16 protein-coding genes are annotated in these 17,424 nt (G+C 64.1%); 6 read left to right on the top strand and 10 right to left on the bottom strand.

Annotated features, from left to right (window positions below):
• The first annotated feature begins 6 nt into the window (after positions 1–6).
• Entirely contained in the window at positions 7–732 is a 726-nt protein-coding gene (locus KM031_RS08080) for an esterase/lipase family protein (RefSeq protein WP_215506370.1), read from the top strand.
• Between the two features lie 10 nt (positions 733–742).
• On the opposite strand, the gene trhO is transcribed toward KM031_RS08080, so the two are convergent.
• Entirely contained in the window at positions 743–1,645 is a 903-nt protein-coding gene (trhO, locus tag KM031_RS08075; RefSeq protein WP_215506371.1) for an oxygen-dependent tRNA uridine(34) hydroxylase TrhO, read from the bottom strand.
• 96 nt (positions 1,646–1,741) lie between these two features.
• Here trhO and pncA point away from each other — a divergent pair, with 96 nt between their 5' ends.
• Both pncA and pncB read left to right on the top strand, forming a co-directional pair.
• Positions 1,742–2,347 (top strand): bifunctional nicotinamidase/pyrazinamidase, encoded by a 606-nt coding sequence (gene pncA / locus KM031_RS08070; protein ID WP_215506372.1) that lies wholly within the window; start codon positions 1,742–1,744, stop codon positions 2,345–2,347.
• 72 nt (positions 2,348–2,419) lie between these two features.
• Positions 2,420–3,709 (top strand): nicotinate phosphoribosyltransferase, encoded by a 1,290-nt coding sequence (gene pncB / locus KM031_RS08065; protein WP_215506373.1) that lies wholly within the window; start codon positions 2,420–2,422, stop codon positions 3,707–3,709.
• Positions 3,710–3,715: 6 nt separating this feature from the next.
• On the opposite strand, the gene KM031_RS08060 is transcribed toward pncB, so the two are convergent.
• The 8 genes from KM031_RS08060 to KM031_RS08025 all read right to left on the bottom strand — a co-directional run bounded on the left by KM031_RS08060 (position 3,716) and on the right by KM031_RS08025 (position 11,449).
• A complete protein-coding gene (locus tag KM031_RS08060; protein WP_215506374.1) occupies positions 3,716–5,188 on the bottom strand; it encodes an inorganic phosphate transporter in 1,473 nt (490 codons plus the stop codon).
• Positions 5,189–5,277: 89 nt separating this feature from the next.
• Entirely contained in the window at positions 5,278–6,216 is a 939-nt protein-coding gene (locus KM031_RS08055) for a phosphotransferase enzyme family protein (RefSeq protein ID WP_215506375.1), read from the bottom strand.
• Entirely contained in the window at positions 6,213–6,638 is a 426-nt protein-coding gene (gene arfB / locus KM031_RS08050) for an alternative ribosome rescue aminoacyl-tRNA hydrolase ArfB (protein WP_215506421.1), read from the bottom strand. The genes KM031_RS08055 and arfB overlap by 4 nt, the downstream gene beginning before the upstream one ends.
• 382 nt (positions 6,639–7,020) lie before the next feature.
• Positions 7,021–7,644 carry a queuosine precursor transporter gene (locus KM031_RS08045; protein ID WP_215506376.1) on the bottom strand — a complete coding sequence of 208 codons (624 nt, stop codon included), beginning with the start codon at positions 7,642–7,644 and terminating at the stop codon, positions 7,021–7,023.
• Between the two features lie 81 nt (positions 7,645–7,725).
• Positions 7,726–8,616: an esterase-like activity of phytase family protein gene (locus KM031_RS08040; protein ID WP_215506377.1), complete on the bottom strand. Its 891-nt coding sequence runs from the start codon at positions 8,614–8,616 to the stop codon at positions 7,726–7,728.
• Complete coding sequence (mepA, locus tag KM031_RS08035) at positions 8,589–9,482, bottom strand: penicillin-insensitive murein endopeptidase (RefSeq protein ID WP_215506378.1); 894 nt, start codon at positions 9,480–9,482, stop codon at positions 8,589–8,591. Before mepA ends, KM031_RS08040 begins: the two co-directional genes overlap by 28 nt.
• Positions 9,483–9,484: 2 nt before the next feature.
• Positions 9,485–10,849: an MFS transporter gene (locus KM031_RS08030; protein ID WP_215506379.1), complete on the bottom strand. Its 1,365-nt coding sequence runs from the start codon at positions 10,847–10,849 to the stop codon at positions 9,485–9,487.
• Between the two features lie 69 nt (positions 10,850–10,918).
• Positions 10,919–11,449 (bottom strand): acyl-CoA thioesterase, encoded by a 531-nt coding sequence (locus tag KM031_RS08025; RefSeq protein ID WP_215506380.1) that lies wholly within the window; start codon positions 11,447–11,449, stop codon positions 10,919–10,921.
• 126 nt (positions 11,450–11,575) lie between these two features.
• On the opposite strand from KM031_RS08025, the gene KM031_RS08020 reads away from it, so the two are divergent.
• The 3 genes from KM031_RS08020 to yaaA are packed head-to-tail and all read left to right on the top strand — an operon-like array spanning position 11,576 to position 14,722.
• Positions 11,576–11,863, top strand: coding sequence for a YggT family protein (locus KM031_RS08020; RefSeq protein WP_215506381.1), 288 nt, complete (start codon positions 11,576–11,578; stop codon positions 11,861–11,863).
• A gap of 3 nt (positions 11,864–11,866) precedes the next feature.
• Positions 11,867–13,909 (top strand): DNA helicase RecQ, encoded by a 2,043-nt coding sequence (gene recQ / locus KM031_RS08015; protein ID WP_215506382.1) that lies wholly within the window; start codon positions 11,867–11,869, stop codon positions 13,907–13,909.
• A gap of 48 nt (positions 13,910–13,957) precedes the next feature.
• Positions 13,958–14,722 carry a peroxide stress protein YaaA gene (gene yaaA / locus KM031_RS08010; RefSeq protein WP_215506383.1) on the top strand — a complete coding sequence of 255 codons (765 nt, stop codon included), beginning with the start codon at positions 13,958–13,960 and terminating at the stop codon, positions 14,720–14,722.
• 11 nt (positions 14,723–14,733) lie between these two features.
• Here yaaA and KM031_RS08005 read toward each other — a convergent pair whose 3' ends face one another.
• Positions 14,734–17,301 carry a hybrid sensor histidine kinase/response regulator gene (locus KM031_RS08005; RefSeq protein ID WP_215506384.1) on the bottom strand — a complete coding sequence of 856 codons (2,568 nt, stop codon included), beginning with the start codon at positions 17,299–17,301 and terminating at the stop codon, positions 14,734–14,736.
• Positions 17,302–17,424 lie beyond the last annotated feature (123 nt).

The raw sequence follows: 17,424 nt of genomic DNA, 5'->3' as shown, positions 1-17,424 counted from the left end.
GCGGGCATGTTGCGCCTGATTGCCCTGTTCAGCCTGCTTGCCACACCCGCCCTTGCCGATTGTGTGGTGCTTCTGCATGGGCTGGCGCGCAGCGAAACCTCGCTTCTGGCGATGGAAGAGGCGCTGAAGGCACAGGGCTTTCAGGTGGTGAACGAGGGCTATCCTTCTACCGATGCGCCTTTGCGCGATCTGGCGCCGCTGGTGGGCACGGCGGTTGCGCAATGCGCGCCCGGCCCGGTGCATTTTGTCACCCATTCCATGGGCGGGATTCTGGCGCGGATCTGGCTGATGGCAAACCCTCCGGCCGAGATGGGCCGCGTGGTGATGCTCGCCCCGCCCAACCACGGGTCAGAGCTGGTGGATGCCTTTGGCGAGATTGGTGCGTTTGAATGGCTGAACGGCCCGGCGGGGGTGCAACTGGGCACCGGGCCGGGATCCGTGCCACGGGCGCTGCCGCTGCCGGATTATGCCCTGGGCGTGATTGCGGGCAGCCGGTCGCTGAACCCCGTCTATTCCTCGATCATAGAAGGCCCGGATGATGGCAAGGTGTCGGTCGCCTCGACCAAGGTGGCCGGCATGACGGCGCATGTGACGCTGCCGGTGACGCATACATTCATGATGCTGAACCCGCAGGTGATCGCGCAGACGATCCTGTTTCTGCGCGAGGGCCGGTTTGATCCCGACATGGGCTATGCGCGGGCGGTGGAGATCTCCCTCGGCGCTGCCCCCTGATCTTCGGGGATCAGCCGCCGAGGTGCTTTTGCCCGCGCTTCTGGGCCAGGGTCATCTGGTGCATCCGTTCACGAAACCGGGCGCGGTCTTCGGGGCCATATTCGTCAACGCAGTGATGGCATTGCACGCCAAGCTCATATTCCGGGCGCAGTTTGTCATCGGGGGCGAGCGGTCTGCGGCAGGCGTGGCAGCTGTCATAGGCACCAGGCACAAGGCCATGGCCGACGCTGACGCGCTGATCGAACACATAACATTCGCCATCCCACAGGCTTTGGTCCTGCGGCACATCCTCGAGATATTTCAGGATGCCGCCTTTCAGGTGATAGACCTCGTTCACCCCTTGCCCCAGCAGGAAGTTGGTCGATTTCTCGCAGCGGATGCCGCCGGTGCAGAACATGGCGATGCGTTTGTTGTGGAACCTGTCCTTGTTGGCCGCCCACCACGCCGGAAAATCGCGGAAGCTGCGGGTGTCGGGATCGACGGCACCGCGAAAGGTGCCGATGGCGACCTCGTAATCGTTGCGGGTGTCAATCACCGCCACATCCGGCTGCGAAATCAGATCGTTCCAGTCCTGCGCGGCGACGTAATGCCCGACGCGGGCGCGCGGGTCGATGTCGGGCTGGCCCATGGTCACGATTTCCCGCTTCAGCCGCACCTTCATCCGGCCAAAGGGCATGGTTTCGGACCAGCTTTCCTTGTGCTCCAGATCGGCGCAGCCGGGCAGGGCGCGGATCATCGCCAGCAAGGCGTCGATTCCGCTGCGGCTGCCTGCAATCGTGCCATTGATGCCTTCGGCGGCAATCAGCAGCGATCCCTTGATGCCCTGTGCCTCGGCGGCGGTTTGCAGCGGCGCGCGCAGGCTGGCGGGATCAGCGAAACGGGTGAAATGATAGAGTGCGGCAATGGTGATCATGCGCGCATTTGGCCCCGGCGCGTGTGAAATGCAAGGGCGGCATTGACGCATCCCGCCGCGATGCTTAGCCCTGTGCAAACAGCAAGGACAATGGCGATGCACCCACAGACCGACGCCCTGATCGTGATCGACGTGCAGAATGATTTCTGCCCCGGCGGGGCGCTGGCGGTGGCCGGGGGGGACGAGATCCTGCCCGAGGTCAATGCCCTGCTCGGGCAATTTGCCATCAAGGTGCTGACGCAGGATTGGCACCCCGTCACTCACAGCAGCTTTGCCGACAATCATCCTGGCGCGGCCCCGTTTTCGCAGATAGACATGCCCTATGGGCCGCAGGTTCTGTGGCCCGCGCACTGTGTGCAGGGCACAGCGGGGGCGGTGTTCCATTCCGGGCTGCACAGCGATGCGGCGGATCTGGTGATCCGTAAGGGCTTTCGCCCGCAGATCGACAGCTATTCCGCGTTTTTCGAGAATGACCATCAGACCCAGACCGGGCTTGACGGGTATCTGCGTGCCCGCGGGGCGTCCACGCTGACGCTGGTCGGGCTGGCCACGGATTTCTGCGTCGCCTATTCGGCGCTGGATGCGGTGCGGCTGGGCTTTGGCGTGACGGTGCGGATGCAGGCCTGCCGCGCGATTGATCTGGACGGCTCTTTGGCCCGGGCCTGCGATCAGATGCGCGCAGCCGGGGTCATTCTAGCCTAGGCCCGCCCCGGATCTGGTTTTGACCTTTCCCCGGAACATGGCTTAGACAGGGGTGGCAAAGGGAGACGCTGAATGGTCGATATCGCCACACGGGTGCATAACCACAACTGGAAGATCGACCCGATCGTCCGCTCGCTCATCGACACGGACTTTTACAAGCTGTTGATGTGCCAGTCGATTTTCCGCAATAAACCCGATACCACCGTGGTGTTCAGCCTGATCAACCGCAGCAAATCGGTGCGGCTGGGCGATCTGATCGACGAGGGCGAGCTGCGCGAACAGCTGGATCATGTGCGCAGCCTGAGCCTGTCGCGCGGCGAAAGCACCTGGTTGCGCGGCAATACCTTCTACGGCAAACGCCAGATGTTCCGCCCCGATTTCATGGAATGGTTCGAGGGGCTGCGCCTGCCGCCCTATCATCTGGAAAAGCGCGACGGGCAGTATGAGCTGACCTTCGAGGGCAAATGGCCCGAGGTGATGCTGTGGGAAATTCCGGCGCTGGCGGTGCTGATGGAGTTGCGCTCGCGCGCCGTGCTGCGTGGCATGGGCAAGTTTGAGCTTCAGGTGCTCTATGCCCGCGCCATGGCCCGGCTGTGGGAAAAGATCGAACGGTTGCGCGGGATCGAGGGCTTGAAAATTGCGGATTTCGGCACCCGTCGCCGCCATTCCTTCCTGTGGCAGGATTGGTGTGTGCAGGCGATGCAAGAGGGTCTGGGCTCTGCCTTCACCGGCACCTCCAACTGCCGCATTGCCATGAAGCGCGATATCGAGGCCATCGGCACCAATGCGCATGAACTGCCCATGGTCTATTCGGCGCTGACCACCAATGATGCCGATCTGGCGCAGGCCCCCTATCAGGTGCTGGCCGACTGGCACGAGGAACATGACGGCAATCTGCGCATCATGCTGCCCGATACCTACGGGACCGAGGGCTTTCTGAAAAACGCGCCGGACTGGCTCAGCACCTGGACCGGGATCCGCATCGACAGCGGTGATCCGGCGCGCGGGGCAGAGACGGCGATTCGCTGGTGGCAGGAAAAGGGTGAAGACCCGCTGAAGAAACTGGTGATCTTTTCGGACGGGCTGGATGTCGCCAAGATCGAAGAGCTGCACCGGCAGTTCGCCGGGCGGGTCAAGGTCTCGTTCGGCTGGGGCACGATGCTGACCAATGATTTCCGCGGCCTCGCGGGCGAACGGCTGGCGCCGTTCAGTCTGGTGTGCAAGGCCGTCTCGGCCAATGGGCGGCCCACGGTGAAGCTGTCAGACAATCCGAACAAGGCCATGGGTCCGGCGGAAGAGGTGGCGCGCTACAAACGGGTGTTCGGCGTGGCCGATCAGGTGGCGCAGGATCTGCTGGTCTGACGCGCGTCAGGCCAGCCAGTTCAGTACGACAAAGATCAGGGCCGACAGCAGCGCCGTCAGGGGCACGGTGACAACCCAGGCCGCGCCGATCGACAGCACATGCGCCCGCCGCACCAGTTTGCGCCGCGACCGTTCATCCGGGGCGACGGGTTTGCCCTTGATGATGCCGGTCTGCCGCACACGCCGTTCGGCGTGCCATTCCCGAAAGAAACCAACGCCAAACACCGCACCCACGGCGATATGGGTGGAGCTGACCGGCAGGCCCAGCCAGCTGGCCACGATCACGGTGATCGCTGCCGATAGCGCCACGCAATAGGCGCGCATCGGGTTCAGCTTGGTGATTTCGGTGCCGACCATGCGGATCAGTTTCGGCCCGAACAGGGTCAGGCCGAACGAGATGCCGCCCGCGCCGATCAGCATCACCCACAGCGGGATCTGCACCTTTTCGGCGGTGCCGCCATCGGCCACGGCATGAACAATCGCTGCCAATGGCCCCACCGCATTGGCCACATCATTGGCCCCATGCGCAAAGGACAGCAGCGCGGCTGACAGGACCAGTGGCATGCCGAACAGTTTTTTCAGCGATTTCTTGCGGTTCTCCATCCCGGCTGCCTGACGGCGGATCATCGGGCGGGTGAGAAAGACCGACACGACGCCAATTGCCAGCCCGAGCAGCACCGCCGAGGGCATGGAAATGTCGATCAGTTTTTTCAGACCCTTGACGGCAAGATAGGTGGCGAAGGTGCCTGCCATGATGCCGATCAGGATCGGCACCCAGAAGCGCGCCGCGCCCAGCTTGTCTTCGACATCATTGATGCGGGCCTTGATGAAGGCCAGAAACGCGGCGGCAATCACCCCGCCCAGCACCGGCGAGATGATCCAGCTGAGGGCGATCTGCCCCATCTTGCCCCAATCGACCGCGCCGAAGCCGGCCGCCACGATGCCCGCGCCCATCACTCCGCCGACAATCGCATGGGTGGTCGACACCGGAGCCCCCAGCGCCGTCGCCAGATTGAGCCAGAGCGACGAGGCGATCAGCGCCGCCATCATCGTCCAGATGAAGGTGTGGGGATCGGCCACCGCCTCGGGGGCGACGATCCCGCCGGAAATGGTCGATACAACATCGCCCCCGGCAATCAGCGCGCCTGCGGTTTCAAACACGGCGGCGATCACCAGCGCGCCGCCCATGGTCAGGGCATTGGCCCCCACCGCCGGGCCCATGTTGTTGGCCACATCATTGGCGCCGATGTTCAGCGCCATATAGGCCCCGAAGGCCGCCGCCGCGACGATGATCAACGAATTGGGCGCACCGCCGGTGAAGACGGCTGCGGCAATGGCACAGAAGGCAACAAACGCCAGACCGATGCCGATGGCGATCAGCGGGCGTGACAGAAAGCTTGTCGCCTGTTCCAGGACCACAAGGCGTGAAAGATCCTTGTCGAGCGTTTTCCACTGATTTTGCGGGGCAGGGTTTGTCATGCAGATGTTACCGAGCTGTCATTCGCCTGTCGCATTATCCCGCGTCCGGCGAGGCGGCAACCGATTTCCGCATGATCGTGCGGAATGGCTCAGGCGTGGCCTGCCATCACATGATCCGCCCACATCACCGCGCGGGCGATATGGCTACGATGAATGGGATCATCCGGGGCCAGACGGGGGGCGGCCCAGCCGACCGATGCCAGCACACGCGCCAATGTGAACACTGGCACCATATTGGAATCGAGCGGGCGGAGTGCGGCATAGCCGTCGATCAGCGCCTGTTGCAGGGCAGGACGCTGTGGCTCATACAGGTTCTGCGACATCACCGTGCCCAGATCATAGAGCCGAAAGCCGATGCCGCTGTCATCGAAATCAATCAGCGACAGCTGTTCCCCATCCACCAGAATGTTTTCACGCAAGACATCGGCATGGATCGGCCCCAGCGGTGCTGTGCGGGCATGATCCGTCAGGGCCTCGCGCAGGAAATCGCGCGCGCGGCGCAGGGTGCGGCCATCCTCCGGCCCAAGGGCGGGATGTTCCCAGAACCGGCCCCAGAACGGCGTCTCGCCGGTCAGCCCGTCGATGTCCCAGCGCGGGCGGGTGAAATCGTGCGGCAAGACCAGCGAGTCGGTCACGGTGTGGACGGTGGCAAGCAGGTGGCCCAAGGCATGATGGCGGGCAATCTGCTGGGCGGCGGTGCCGGGCAGGGGGTGCCCCGCCTCGCCAAAGGGCTGGCCCTCGACCCAGGCGATGGCGGATGCGACCCGCCCGCCCGTCAGTTGTGGCAACATCTCGCCATGAGTGCTGGGCAGCGGTGCTGGCACCGCCACGCCCCGGCCCGCCAGTTCCGCGCACCACCACAGCTCGGACCGGATCGCCGCCGCGCCCTGATAGCCGGGGCGATGTAGACGCAGGGCCGCGCGCCGCCCATCGGGCAGGCGCATGGCATAGACGGCATTTTCGCGGTTGCGCAGCAGGCGCAGATCGGTGCCGCCCCAATGGGCCGCTGCCTCTTCGGCCTCGGTCATTCGCCATCCTCCGGGATTTTGCCGCGCAGCGATTTCACCTCGCCCCGCTGGGTTTTGGCACTGAGCCTGCGGCGCTGGCTGCCCAGCGTCGGTTTGGTGGCGATGCGCCGCTTTGGCGCGACCAGCGCTGCGCGGATCAGCTCGATCAGCCGTTCCTCGGCCAGTTCGCGGTTGCGCGCCTGACTGCGGGTTTCTTCGGCCCGAATGACAATCGCGCCCTCATTGGTCCAGCGCCGCCCGGCCAGCCGCTTCAGCCGCGCCTTGACCGCCGGGCCAAGATGCGGCGAGCGTTCGGCCTCGAACCGCAGTTCAACGGCGGTTTCCACCTTGTTGACATTCTGCCCCCCCGGCCCTGACGAGCGCGAAAAGCTCTCGGACAGTTCCCAGTCGGCAATGGTGAGTGTGTCATTGATCCGCAGCATGGCGACAAGGTAGCGGGTTTTGCGCAGCACGGAAGGGGGCAGTGCGGTTTGATCCGTCAATCTGCCGGTTATAAACGCCCTGATGGGTCGTTTATAAAGCGGTTACATTTTAAGCGTGCATCCGGTTTATTTTAACATTGGCACGCTGATACGAGAAAGGGCCGCCGGTGTTCGGCGACCCTTTCCGAGTTCCTAGGAGATGGGCCAGTTAGGTTTCAAGCCCAATCAAAAGTCTTGTTTTCTAAGGGTTTGCCCTTAGGAACCACTCCCTCCGACTGTCCCGACACCTCTCTCCAATATCACTCTAGACACTGGATCACCTCCTTTCAATGTGTTGCCGATAAGGTGAGCCTGACACAGATTTTGTGTTTGTCAAAAGTTTTTACGCCAGCCGTGTGGTCAACTTTCCGACAATCAGCCGGAATGGCACAAGTGCAACAGCTGCGAGCGCAAGTTTCACCAGCCAGTCGGCCGTTCCGAGCGAGATCCACAAGGGCAGCACCGGGCCCACGCCCAGAAGCGGCACAAGTTCATTTGCCCAAGCCACATCATTGCCCGGCTCAATGCCGCTCAGCCCTGCCGAAAAGGCAATGGTGAAGAACAGCATGGTGTCGAGCGTTGCCCCGACCAGCGTGGAGATCAGCGGCGCGCGCCACCAGCTTCCGGCGCGCAGGCGGTTGAACACTGCAACATCGGTCAGTTGCGCGCAGAGGAACGCGGTGCCCGAGCCAAGCGCCACGCGCAGGGTGACCAGCGGACCGAATTCGCCCATGATCTGCGTGCCGATCAGCGAACAGATCACCCCGACCACAAAGCCCACGATCACCACGCGGCGCGCGGCGGCGGCACCTTGCAGGCGGTTGGTAAGGTCGGTCACGAGAAAGGCGAAGGGATAGGTCAGCGCCCCCCAGGTAAGCCAGGGGCCGAGCAGATATTGCACAAGGATATTCGAGGCCACGACAAGCGCGGCCATGGCAAGAATGCCAGGGATCAGGGATTTGGACATGCGAGTTCCGTTTTTTACAAGGTCGCGGAGACTTGGCCCTTTTGGGCAAGGCAGCCCCGATACGCGCCGGGGATGGCCGAGTCAACCGGGGATACGGTATTCGACAATTTCTGTGGTCTGGAAAAAGCGGAAATTGTCATCGGCAATCAGTGTCAGGCGGATGTCACCGCCGCCATCGCGCCAGACCGCCATGCCTTCCAGATTGTCATGCTGACCGGGCCGGGTTTCCAGCAGCACCTCGCCCGCGCTGATGCTATCACCCGCAATCTCAAACCGGCGCACCCGCGCGGCAAAGCCCATCAGCCCGCGAAACTGCCGCTCCAGCAGATAAAGGCGGCCATCGGGGCCGAAATCCGCGCCCACAGGCAGGAAAGAGCCAAGACGCGGAATGGTGAAGGGTTGGGCCCAGGCGCCATTGCGAAAGCGGAACACCGGGAAGGGGCGGTTTTCGCGGCCAGAGCGTTCGGGCAGGGTATAAAGCGCGCCATCGGGACCGATTGCCAGCGCCTCCAGCGCGGAATTGCGTTGCAGGCGGCGGAACTCGGGCGGGATCGGCAGGTTTTCGGCGGGGCCGTCCAACCGCTCATAGCGGAGCACCCGGGCCACCCCCTCCAGCGAGACATAAGCCGTGCCATCCGGGGCAATCGCCAGACCTTCGCTATCCGACCTCTCTGCCGCCAGTGGCGCGCTGCCCTTGCCGCGCAGCAAGCGCACCGGCGCGGCCTCAATGCCGGTGATGCGGCCTGCGTCATCGCGGATCAGCCTGCCCGTGGTCCAGCCGCCGCGATCCGACAGCGCGGTAAAGCCACTGCCGTTGCGGTCCAGCTCGATGGCCGACATGCCGCCCATGCGCGGATCCTCCGACCGCCAGATAAAGCTGCCCAGATAGCCGTTCGGCAGGGTCGGGCTGGCGCTGCCTTCCAGTGCCAGCCCACAGGCCAGAATTATGGCGCAGACAGTACGGCGGCGCATTGGTTCGGCAGATCGGCCATGGTGTATTCGCGCGGATGGCGCTTGCGCGGTGCCGGTTCTGTCGGCTTCTTGCTGGGCTTCGGCGGGTTCAGGTAATCGGTGACCCACCACATCAGCGTGTCATCGCAGCCATTGCCGCCATTCGACAGCTCTGCCACCGTCGGTGTCTGGGTTTCGCAGAGCGTTGCCCCTTTCGGGCATTTCAGCCGCACATGAAAATGTGTGTCATGCCCGGCGACGGGGCGGATCTTTTGCAGCCACGCCTTGTCTTTGCGGGTGGCGGTCTTGCACATCTCGATCTTGACGGCGGCGGCGACAAAGATGCGGTCCACACGTTTGTCCGAGGCCGCGGCGCGCAGCAGCGCGTGATGCGAGGCCGTCCAGTTGCGGGTGACGCTGCGCTGATCCGCCGACCGCACCGGGATCGAGCTGATGTTTTCCCGTTCAGACCGCGACAGGTTCAGTCGTTTGGGCGGCAACATCCAGATATCGGCATCCAGCCCGATCTGATGGCTGGCATGGCCCGAGGTCATCGGCCCCCCGCGCGGCTGGCTGATGTCGCCGATATAAAGCCCGTTCCAGCCGATCTGGGTGGCGGCAACCGACAACGCCTGCAGGAAGCCGACCATTTCGGGATGGCCGAAATTACGGTTGCGCGACAGGCGCATGGCCTGCCATGTCGGCCCGGTTTCCGGCAATTCCATCAACCCGGCACCACAGCCCTTGGCATAGGATCCGATCGGCATCGGGGCCTGCTGCGACGGCAGGGCCTTGGCCCCCAGCAGCTGATTGGCCAGACCATCCGCCCCGGCAGGCAGCGCCAGCCCAAGGCCTATGGACAGCACGAGCGACAGTTTGCGGATCATTGTCATGCCTGCTTTTCACCATTCGGTTTGACCCAGACTAGCAGAATGAGGCCGATGAGGAACAGGCCGATCAGCGGGGCTACGCCGATGCGCTGTGATCCGCTTATGTCCGAGGCGACTGCGATGGCGAAGGGCGCGATGAAGGCGGTGGCCTTGCCAGACAGCGCGAACAGGCCAAAAGCCTCGGTCGCGCGTTCGGGCGTGGTGTGGAACACCATCATCGTGCGTGAGGCCGCCTGCACCGTACCGCCCGCCGCCCCGATCAGGATGCCGCAGCCATACATGATGTAATCCGGCATGGCCGAACCGGGGGCGAAGGCAAAGCCGAAAATCGCCTCGCGCGACATGCCGACGATCACACAACAGACCGCGATCAGCACCCAGATCGACAGCACGATCACCGGCTTTGGCCCGCGTGCCGCATCCAGCTTGCCGCCGATCCAGGTGGCGAGGCTGGCCGCAATCGCGCCGGTGATGCCGAAAATCCCGATCTGCGTCACGCTCCACCCCAGCACGCCCGAGGCATAGACGCCGCCAAAGCCGTAAAGCGCATTCAGCGAGTCGCGGTAGAACATCGAGGACATGAGATAGGCAAACAGGCTTTGCCGCGACGGCAGGCTTTTCAGCAGCCGCCCCAGATTGGCCATGGCGGTGCCGAGGCTGATGGCGCGGTGCGTCCCGCGCGGCTCGCGCACCCAGAGGAAAAACGGCACCATGAACAGCGCAAACCACAGCGCGGTGAAGGGGCCGACCGCGCGGGTGCCCTCACGCTCGGTGGCATCCAGCCCGAAGATCGGGTCGATGCCGATCAGGGTTTTGCCCGTCACGCCATTTTCCGCAAACAGCAGCAGCATGATCACCAACGAGACGATGCCGCCGAGATAGCCAAAGGCAAAGCCCGAGCCCGAGATCTTGCCCATTTCCTCTTCGCTGGCGAGGCTGGGCATCAGCGAATTGGTAAAGATCGTGGCAAATTCCATGCCGATCAGGCCCAGCCCGAAAAAGACCATCGCCATGGTCAGTCCGGGTTGCACCGGCAGCAGATACCACAGCCCATAGGCACCAATGACATAACAGGCCGAAAAGGCCCAGATCCAGACCATGCGCCGCCCCGACCCGTCAGCAATTGCGCCCAGAACCGGGGCCAGCAGGGCGATGCAGACGCCCGCAATGGTCTGGCCATAGCCCCACAAGGCCTGTGCCTCTGCCCCGGCGGCGGTGGCGGTCAGACCCTGCGCCACGAAATGCGCGCGCGCGACTTCTGCGAAATATGGGCCGAAGATGAAGGTCAGCAGCAGGGTGTTGTAGGGTTGGCTGGCCCAATCAAAGAAATACCAGCCCCAGATGCGTTTGCGTGTCGTTACCATGCGTGCCCCCTGTTTGGCCACGATGAAGCCTGAAACAGGCCGCGCGTGCAAGGTGTCAGCGCGCGGGGCTCAGCGCTCCGGCGGCCAGGGCCGCCCGGCATCCGCGTCGATCCAGTCCTGCACCCAGCCAGGCAGGGCCGGGCTTTCGGGCGATAGCCCCATGGCCGCCAGCACCTTTCCAGGTGGCACGATGCCCTGTTTCGAGGTGAAGGCAGAGCGGGCGAGCATGTGGCTGGTGCAGTCCGCGCCACGCCACATGCTTTGTTCGATATAGATGAAGCGGTGATCCCAGCCGATGCAGCGCGAATGAATTGTGACGCGCTGAAACACCGTGACCCTTTTGCGGTAACGCAGCGAATTGCCGGCAATCGCCATGCCCCAGCCATTGCGCCGCACCACCTCATGCAGCCCGGCCCGCAGGCCAAGCGGCACCCGGCCCAGATCATAGAGCGTCAGGGTGCGGCCATTGTTCAGCTCGCGCCAGGGGTCAATATCCCAAGGCCAGCAGATATGGGTGCTGACATGCGTGTCAAAAATCCCGAGGCGGGGCGCCTTGCGGAATTTGAGGATTTCCTTGGCGAGACGAAAATACGGATACATGCGCGGGCCTCCTGTCCGTGGCCTGCCCAAGACTGACGCGCAGGTCAAGCGAAACGCTGCGGAAATGGTTGTGCTTCTGGGGGCTGCGCGCTACCTAAACCACAACCGATAATGAGGGCCCTTTCGATGGTTTCGATCCTGCAAATCCTGCTGCTCGTGCTTGATATCGCGCAGTTCATCGTCATCGCGCATATCATCATGAGCTGGCTGATCAATTTCCAGGTGCTGAACCTGCGTCAGCCGATCGTGGCGCAGATCTGGTATGGCCTGAACCGCGTGCTTGAGCCGGTGTACAGCAAGGTCCGCTCGGTGCTGCCGCAGATGGGCGGGATTGATTTTGCCCCGCTTGTCGTGCTGCTGGGCATTTATGCGCTGCGCATCGTGATCCAGAACAACCTGCCGATGTTCTTCTGATCCATGCAGCACCCGCGCGAGCTTCTGGCCTCGGTCTTTGGATACGGGGCGTTTCGTCCCGGTCAGGAAGAGATCGTGGAGGCCGTGCTGGCGGGCCGCGACACGCTGGCCATCATGCCGACGGGTGGCGGAAAATCCTTGTGTTTCCAACTGCCTGCCCTGTGCCGCGAGGGCGTGACGGTGGTCATCTCGCCGCTGATTGCGCTGATGCGCGATCAGGTGCGTGCCCTGCGCGAGGCCGGGGTCGAGGCGGGGGCGCTGACCTCTGGCAATACCGATGCCGAAACCGAAGAGGTATTCGCGGCGCTGGATGAAGGGCGGCTCAAGCTGCTCTATATGGCACCGGAGCGGCTGGCCGCACCGGGCAGCATGGGCCTGCTGCGCCGGATCGGCGTGCGGCTGATCGCGGTGGACGAGGCGCATTGCGTCAGCCAGTGGGGCCATGACTTCCGCCCTGATTACCTGCGCATCGGCGAGCTGAAACGCGCCTTGCAGGTGCCGCTGGCGGCCTTTACCGCCACGGCAGACGAGGAAACCCGCGCCGAAATCGTCACCCGCCTGTTCGACGGGGTGGAGCCTGCCACCTTCCTGCGCGGGTTTGACCGCCCGAACATCCACCTTGCCTTTGCGGTGAAAGACAGCCCGCGCCGCCAGATCCTTGACTTCGCGCAGGCGCGCAAGGCTCAGTCCGGCATCGTCTATTGTGCGACCCGCGCGAAAACCGAGGTTCTGTCGCAGGCACTGCGCGAGGCTGGGCACCTTGCCTGCCATTATCACGGCGGCATGGACCCGGAAGACCGGCGCAGCGTCGAGGTGCGCTTTCAGCAGGAAGACGGGCTGATCGTGGTGGCCACGATTGCCTTCGGCATGGGGATCGACAAGCCGGATATCCGCTGGGTCGCCCATGCCGATCTGCCCAAAAGCATTGAAGGCTATTATCAGGAAATCGGTCGCGCGGGCCGCGATGGTGCGCCTGCCGAAACGCTGACGCTCTATGGCCCCGATGACATCCGGCTGCGGCGCAGCCAGATCGACGAAGGGCAGGCCCCGCCGGACCGCAAGGCCGCCGATCATGCGCGGCTGAATGCGCTGCTGGGGCTTGCCGAGGCGATGGCCTGCCGCCGTCAGGTGTTGCTGGGCTATTTCGGCGAAACTGCCGAGCCCTGTGGCAATTGTGATCTGTGCGACCGGCCCGCCGTGTTGTTTGACGGCACCGATGCGGTGCGCAAGGCGCTGTCGGCCATTCTGCGCACCGGCGAATGGTTTGGCGCGGGGCATCTGATTGATATCCTGACCGGAAATGCTACCGCCAAGGTGCGCGAAAAGGGCCATGACGCGCTGCCCACCTTTGCTGTGGGGCGGGATCTGTCGAAACCGGCCTGGGGGGCGGTGTTCCGGCAGATGATGGGCCGGGATCTGGTACGCCCCGACCCGGACCGTTTTGGCGCCCTGCGCATGACCGAAGCGGCGCGCCCCATCCTGCGCGGCGAAGAGCCGATCACCCTGCGCCGCGATACCGTGCAGGCGGCAGGGGCGCGGCCCATGGTCAAGACGCTGGTGTCCGAAGAGGATGCGCCGCTGCTGTCGGCGCTCAAGGCCAAGCGCCGGGCTTTGGCCGAGGCGGCGCGCGTGCCCGCCTATGTGATCTTCCCCGACCGCACGCTGATCGAGATGGCCGAGCGTCGCCCGGCCTCGCTGGATCAGATGGCGCAGGTCAGTGGGGTCGGTGCGAAAAAGCTGGAAAGCTACGGGCTGGCGTTTTTGGAGGTGATCACCGGCGCGGCAGCGGCCCTGCATCCCCAGCGGATGCGGCTGGCGGGCCGTCCGGCGGGCGAGATCTTTGACCGGCTGGCCGAAGCGCAATTGCAGCTGATGCGTGGCGAAGATGGGATCGGCAAGCCATTGTCGCTGTCGCAATCGGTGTTGCGCCGTATTGCCGAGACGCGGCCCGCCTCGCTGGCCGAACTGGATCGGGTTGGCGATCTGGGCCCCGCCAAGCTGGACCGGTTCGGCGCGGCGTTTCTGGCGATCTGCCGCGCGGATTGACACGCCCATGCCCGCCGCCCCGATCCCCATGGCCGTGAAGGAATACCCATGCTGACCGTCATCTCGCCCGCCAAGCGGCTTGAGCCTGCACCGGGTCTGTTGCCTGCGGGCATGACGGCGCAAGACCCGGCCTTTCAGGAGGAGGCGCGGGCCTTGGCCGCGGTGGCGCGCGGGCTGTCGCCAGACGCCCTGCGCAAGCTGATGGACATCTCGCCTGCTTTGGCCGAGCTGAATGCCGGGCGGTTCAGCGCCTTTGGCACGCAGCCCAAGGCGCCGGCGGCGCTGCTGTTTGCGGGCGATACCTATGCCGGGCTGGAGGCCAAGACCCTTGACCCCGACGCCTGGCGCTGGGCTGAGGGACATTTGCGCATCCTCTCGGGGCTTTATGGGCTGCTGCGCCCAACCGACTGTATCGAACCCTATCGGCTGGAAATGGGCTCGCGACTGGCGACGGATCGGGGGGCCACGCTCTATCACTGGTGGGGCGCGCGCCTTGCCTCGGCGCTGAACGATCTTGCGGCCGAGCAGGGCAGCGCGGTTCTGGTGAACTGCGCTTCGGTCGAATATTTCTCGGCGGTGGATACGGGCGCGTTGCGCCTGCGGGTGATCACGCCGGTGTTTCTGGAGGACCGTGCAGGCGCGCAGAAAGTGGTGAGCTTCTGGGCCAAGAAGGCGCGGGGGGCGATGGCGCGCTTCATCCTGGAGCAGCGGCTGACCGATCCCGACACGCTGCGCGATTTCACGGCCGGGGGCTATCGCTATTGCCCCGCCTCCTCCGCGCCCGAACGCCCGGTATTTCTGCGCCAGAGCTGACGCGGCGTGCATCAGGCCGCTCCGCTTTGTGGCAACGCCGCCTCGCCCCGCTGCACTGGGCGTACATCGGCGGGGGTGAATTCCGACAGCGCCTCGCAGATGACGGATTTGCGTAGGGGTTTGGTCAGATAACGGTCGATCCCGGCGGCAAGGATGGACTCCGCATCCCCCTCAAGCGCGTGGGCGGTCAGGGCAACGATGGGCACATGATCGCCGTCGGTTTCCAACTGGCGGATGGCGCGCGCGGCGTCGCGCCCATCCATTTCCGGCATCGAGATATCCATGAAGATCAGATCGGGGCGCAGGCTGCGGAACAGCGTGACCGCCTCGCGCCCGTTGCTGGCAAAGGTCAGCTCCAGATCCAGATCCTTCACCATCTTGCGAAACACCAGTTGATTGGTGCGGTTGTCCTCGGCCGCCAGAACCCGCAACGCCCGGCGCGGCTGGTCGGGCGCGGCGGGCGGCAGGGCCACCACGGGGGGCTGCGGCGGCGGCGACAGATCCTGCAGGCGCCTATAAAGATCGGCGCGCAGCAGCGGCTTTTGCAGGAACCCTGCCAGATGTTCGGCCCCCGGGGCCTCGCGCGCGGTGGCCGGGGAGGAGGACAGCAGCAGGATCGGTGTCACATTGCCCGCCTCCGCCAGATGGCTGGCAAAGGACAGGCCATCCATATCGGGCATGTCGTGATCGGTCAGGATCACATCAAAGTCCCGGTCCTGTGCCAGCACGGCCAAGGCCTCGGCCCCGGAGCGGCACAGCACCGAACGCATGCCGCAGGTGGCCAGTTGTCGTTCCAGAATGGTGCGGTTGATGAACTGGTCATCCACCACAAGCGCACGGTTCAGCGTCACGGTCGCCGGGTGGTCGCCATCATCCTCGGCCACCGGCAGCGACAGGCGGAACCCGAAACACGAGCCGCGCCCCAGCTCGCTGTCGACCCAGACCGCCCCGCCCATCCGTTCGATCAGCCGCCGCGAGATGGCAAGGCCCAGACCTGTGCCTTCGAACTTGCGGTTGGTGGCGGTATCGACCTGATTGAACTCGCCGAAAATGTGATCGAGATTTTCGGGTGCAATGCCGATGCCGGTATCTTCGACGGTGATATGCAACTGCTGCGCGCCGGGGCCGGCCTCGATCCCGACCACACGCACCAGAACATGGCCCACATCGGTGAATTTCACCGCATTGCCGATCAGATTGGTCAGCACCTGCCGCAAACGACCGGGATCGCCGACATAGCGGGTTGGCAGGAACATGTCGAAATCAATGATCAGATCGACGCCGCGGGCGCGCGCACGGGGTTGCAGCAGCATCGTCACTTCGTGGATCACCCGTTCCAGATCAAAGGGTTCCGGGTGCAGCGTCAGGCGTTCCGCTTCGATCTTGGAATAATCGAGGATGTCATTGATGATCACCAGCAAGGCCTCGCCGGAGGAGCGGATGGTTTCGGCAAACAGCCGTTGCTCTTCGGACAGCGGGCTGTCGCACAGCAACTCGGCCATACCGACGACCCCGTTCATCGGCGTGCGGATTTCATGGCTCATATTGGCCAGAAACGCCGATTTCGCCCGCACGGCAGCCTCGGCTGCAGCGCGCGCGGCCTCCAGCGCGGCCTGTTGTTCGCGGGCCTGCGTGATGTCCACCCGCAGGCCGACCCGCCCGCCATCCGGCGTTTCCTGGTCAATCACCCGGAGCCAGTGGCCGCCCGCAAGTTCCTGTTCAAAATCGACACTTTTCGTTTCGCGCAGGCGCAGCCGGTCCTCCAGCCAGGCCTCTTCGCGGTCCAGCGCATCAGCATATTGGCCATGGGCAAGGCCATAGCGCAGGATGGATTCGAAGCTGGCACCGGGGGTCATCGCCGCGCTGCTTTCGGGATAAAGATCGCGGTAGCGCTGATTGCAGGTCATCAGCCGGTCTTCCCGATCAAACAGCACGAAGCCATCGGGGATCGCCTCGATCGCCGCCCAGATCCGCATCTGATCGGTGATGTTGAGCGCGAGGCTGACCATATCGCCATCGCGCGCCCGATGATCGACCAGCCGCACCCAGGTGCCGTTGGAAAATTGCAGCACAATCGGTTCGATCTGGTCGCTGTCCCACCGGGCCAGCATGGCCGCGCACCAGGCATCCGGGCTTTGGTTGCCAATATCGACAAGGCCGGTTTCTGCGGCCAGACGCAGGATCGCATCATAGCCGATGCCGGGGGCGATGGCATCGGTGTCAAAGGCGGCAAGATAGGCGCGATTGGCCGCGACCAGCCGGTTGCCTGCATCAAACACCGCGAATCCATCGCGAATCGTGTTGATCGAATCCCACAGCCGCCGTTCCGCCATCACGGCGGCGGTATGCGCGCGTTCCAGATCCGTCAGAAAGCGAGAGTTCTGCCCCTTCAACGCCTCGGCCTCTGACAGGGCGGATTTCACCACCTGACGCTGTTCGACAATCTGATCCGACAGCGCGCGGGCGTGCAGCGCCAGCTTTTCATTAGCCACGAACAATTCGCGGCTTTTGTGTTCCAGCAGCCGCTCTGCCGCGAGCCGTGCCCGCCGTTCCTTTGCCAGACGATCTGCGAGGTCCATCCGTTACCCGATCTGCCCGAGCCCCCTGTGGATTCGGCGTTTTGGTCAAGCTGGCGCAACATCGTGAAACAAAACTTAACGCGATCAAATCAGGAACGGCGGCGTGCTTGTCATTGCGTGAAC

The sequence above is a fragment of the Gemmobacter fulvus genome, assembly GCF_018798885.1.
Taxonomy (GTDB): Bacteria; Pseudomonadota; Alphaproteobacteria; order Rhodobacterales; family Rhodobacteraceae; genus Gemmobacter; species Gemmobacter fulvus.
Note: the sequence above shows the minus strand (reverse complement) of the source record. Positions and strands in the feature narration are given on the sequence as shown.

What these genes read in the sequence shown, in the direction of transcription:
- KM031_RS08060 (WP_215506374.1), bottom strand. Translation starts at nt 5,188, where the DNA reads ATGACAAACCCTGCCCCGCAAAATCAGTGGAAAACGCTCGACAAGGAT.
- KM031_RS08045 (WP_215506376.1), bottom strand. Translation starts at nt 7,644, where the DNA reads ATGTCCAAATCCCTGATCCCTGGCATTCTTGCCATGGCCGCGCTTGTC.
- KM031_RS08005 (WP_215506384.1), bottom strand. Translation starts at nt 17,301, where the DNA reads ATGGACCTCGCAGATCGTCTGGCAAAGGAACGGCGGGCACGGCTCGCG.
- pncB (WP_215506373.1), top strand. Translation starts at nt 2,420, where the DNA reads ATGGTCGATATCGCCACACGGGTGCATAACCACAACTGGAAGATCGAC.
- KM031_RS08025 (WP_215506380.1), bottom strand. Translation starts at nt 11,449, where the DNA reads ATGTATCCGTATTTTCGTCTCGCCAAGGAAATCCTCAAATTCCGCAAG.
- KM031_RS08020 (WP_215506381.1), top strand. Translation starts at nt 11,576, where the DNA reads ATGGTTTCGATCCTGCAAATCCTGCTGCTCGTGCTTGATATCGCGCAG.
- KM031_RS08080 (WP_215506370.1), top strand. Translation starts at nt 7, where the DNA reads ATGTTGCGCCTGATTGCCCTGTTCAGCCTGCTTGCCACACCCGCCCTT.
- recQ (WP_215506382.1), top strand. Translation starts at nt 11,867, where the DNA reads ATGCAGCACCCGCGCGAGCTTCTGGCCTCGGTCTTTGGATACGGGGCG.
- KM031_RS08040 (WP_215506377.1), bottom strand. Translation starts at nt 8,616, where the DNA reads ATGCGCCGCCGTACTGTCTGCGCCATAATTCTGGCCTGTGGGCTGGCA.
- KM031_RS08030 (WP_215506379.1), bottom strand. Translation starts at nt 10,849, where the DNA reads ATGGTAACGACACGCAAACGCATCTGGGGCTGGTATTTCTTTGATTGG.
- arfB (WP_215506421.1), bottom strand. Translation starts at nt 6,638, where the DNA reads ATGCTGCGGATCAATGACACACTCACCATTGCCGACTGGGAACTGTCC.
- pncA (WP_215506372.1), top strand. Translation starts at nt 1,742, where the DNA reads ATGCACCCACAGACCGACGCCCTGATCGTGATCGACGTGCAGAATGAT.
- KM031_RS08055 (WP_215506375.1), bottom strand. Translation starts at nt 6,216, where the DNA reads ATGACCGAGGCCGAAGAGGCAGCGGCCCATTGGGGCGGCACCGATCTG.
- yaaA (WP_215506383.1), top strand. Translation starts at nt 13,958, where the DNA reads ATGCTGACCGTCATCTCGCCCGCCAAGCGGCTTGAGCCTGCACCGGGT.
- trhO (WP_215506371.1), bottom strand. Translation starts at nt 1,645, where the DNA reads ATGATCACCATTGCCGCACTCTATCATTTCACCCGTTTCGCTGATCCC.
- mepA (WP_215506378.1), bottom strand. Translation starts at nt 9,482, where the DNA reads ATGATCCGCAAACTGTCGCTCGTGCTGTCCATAGGCCTTGGGCTGGCG.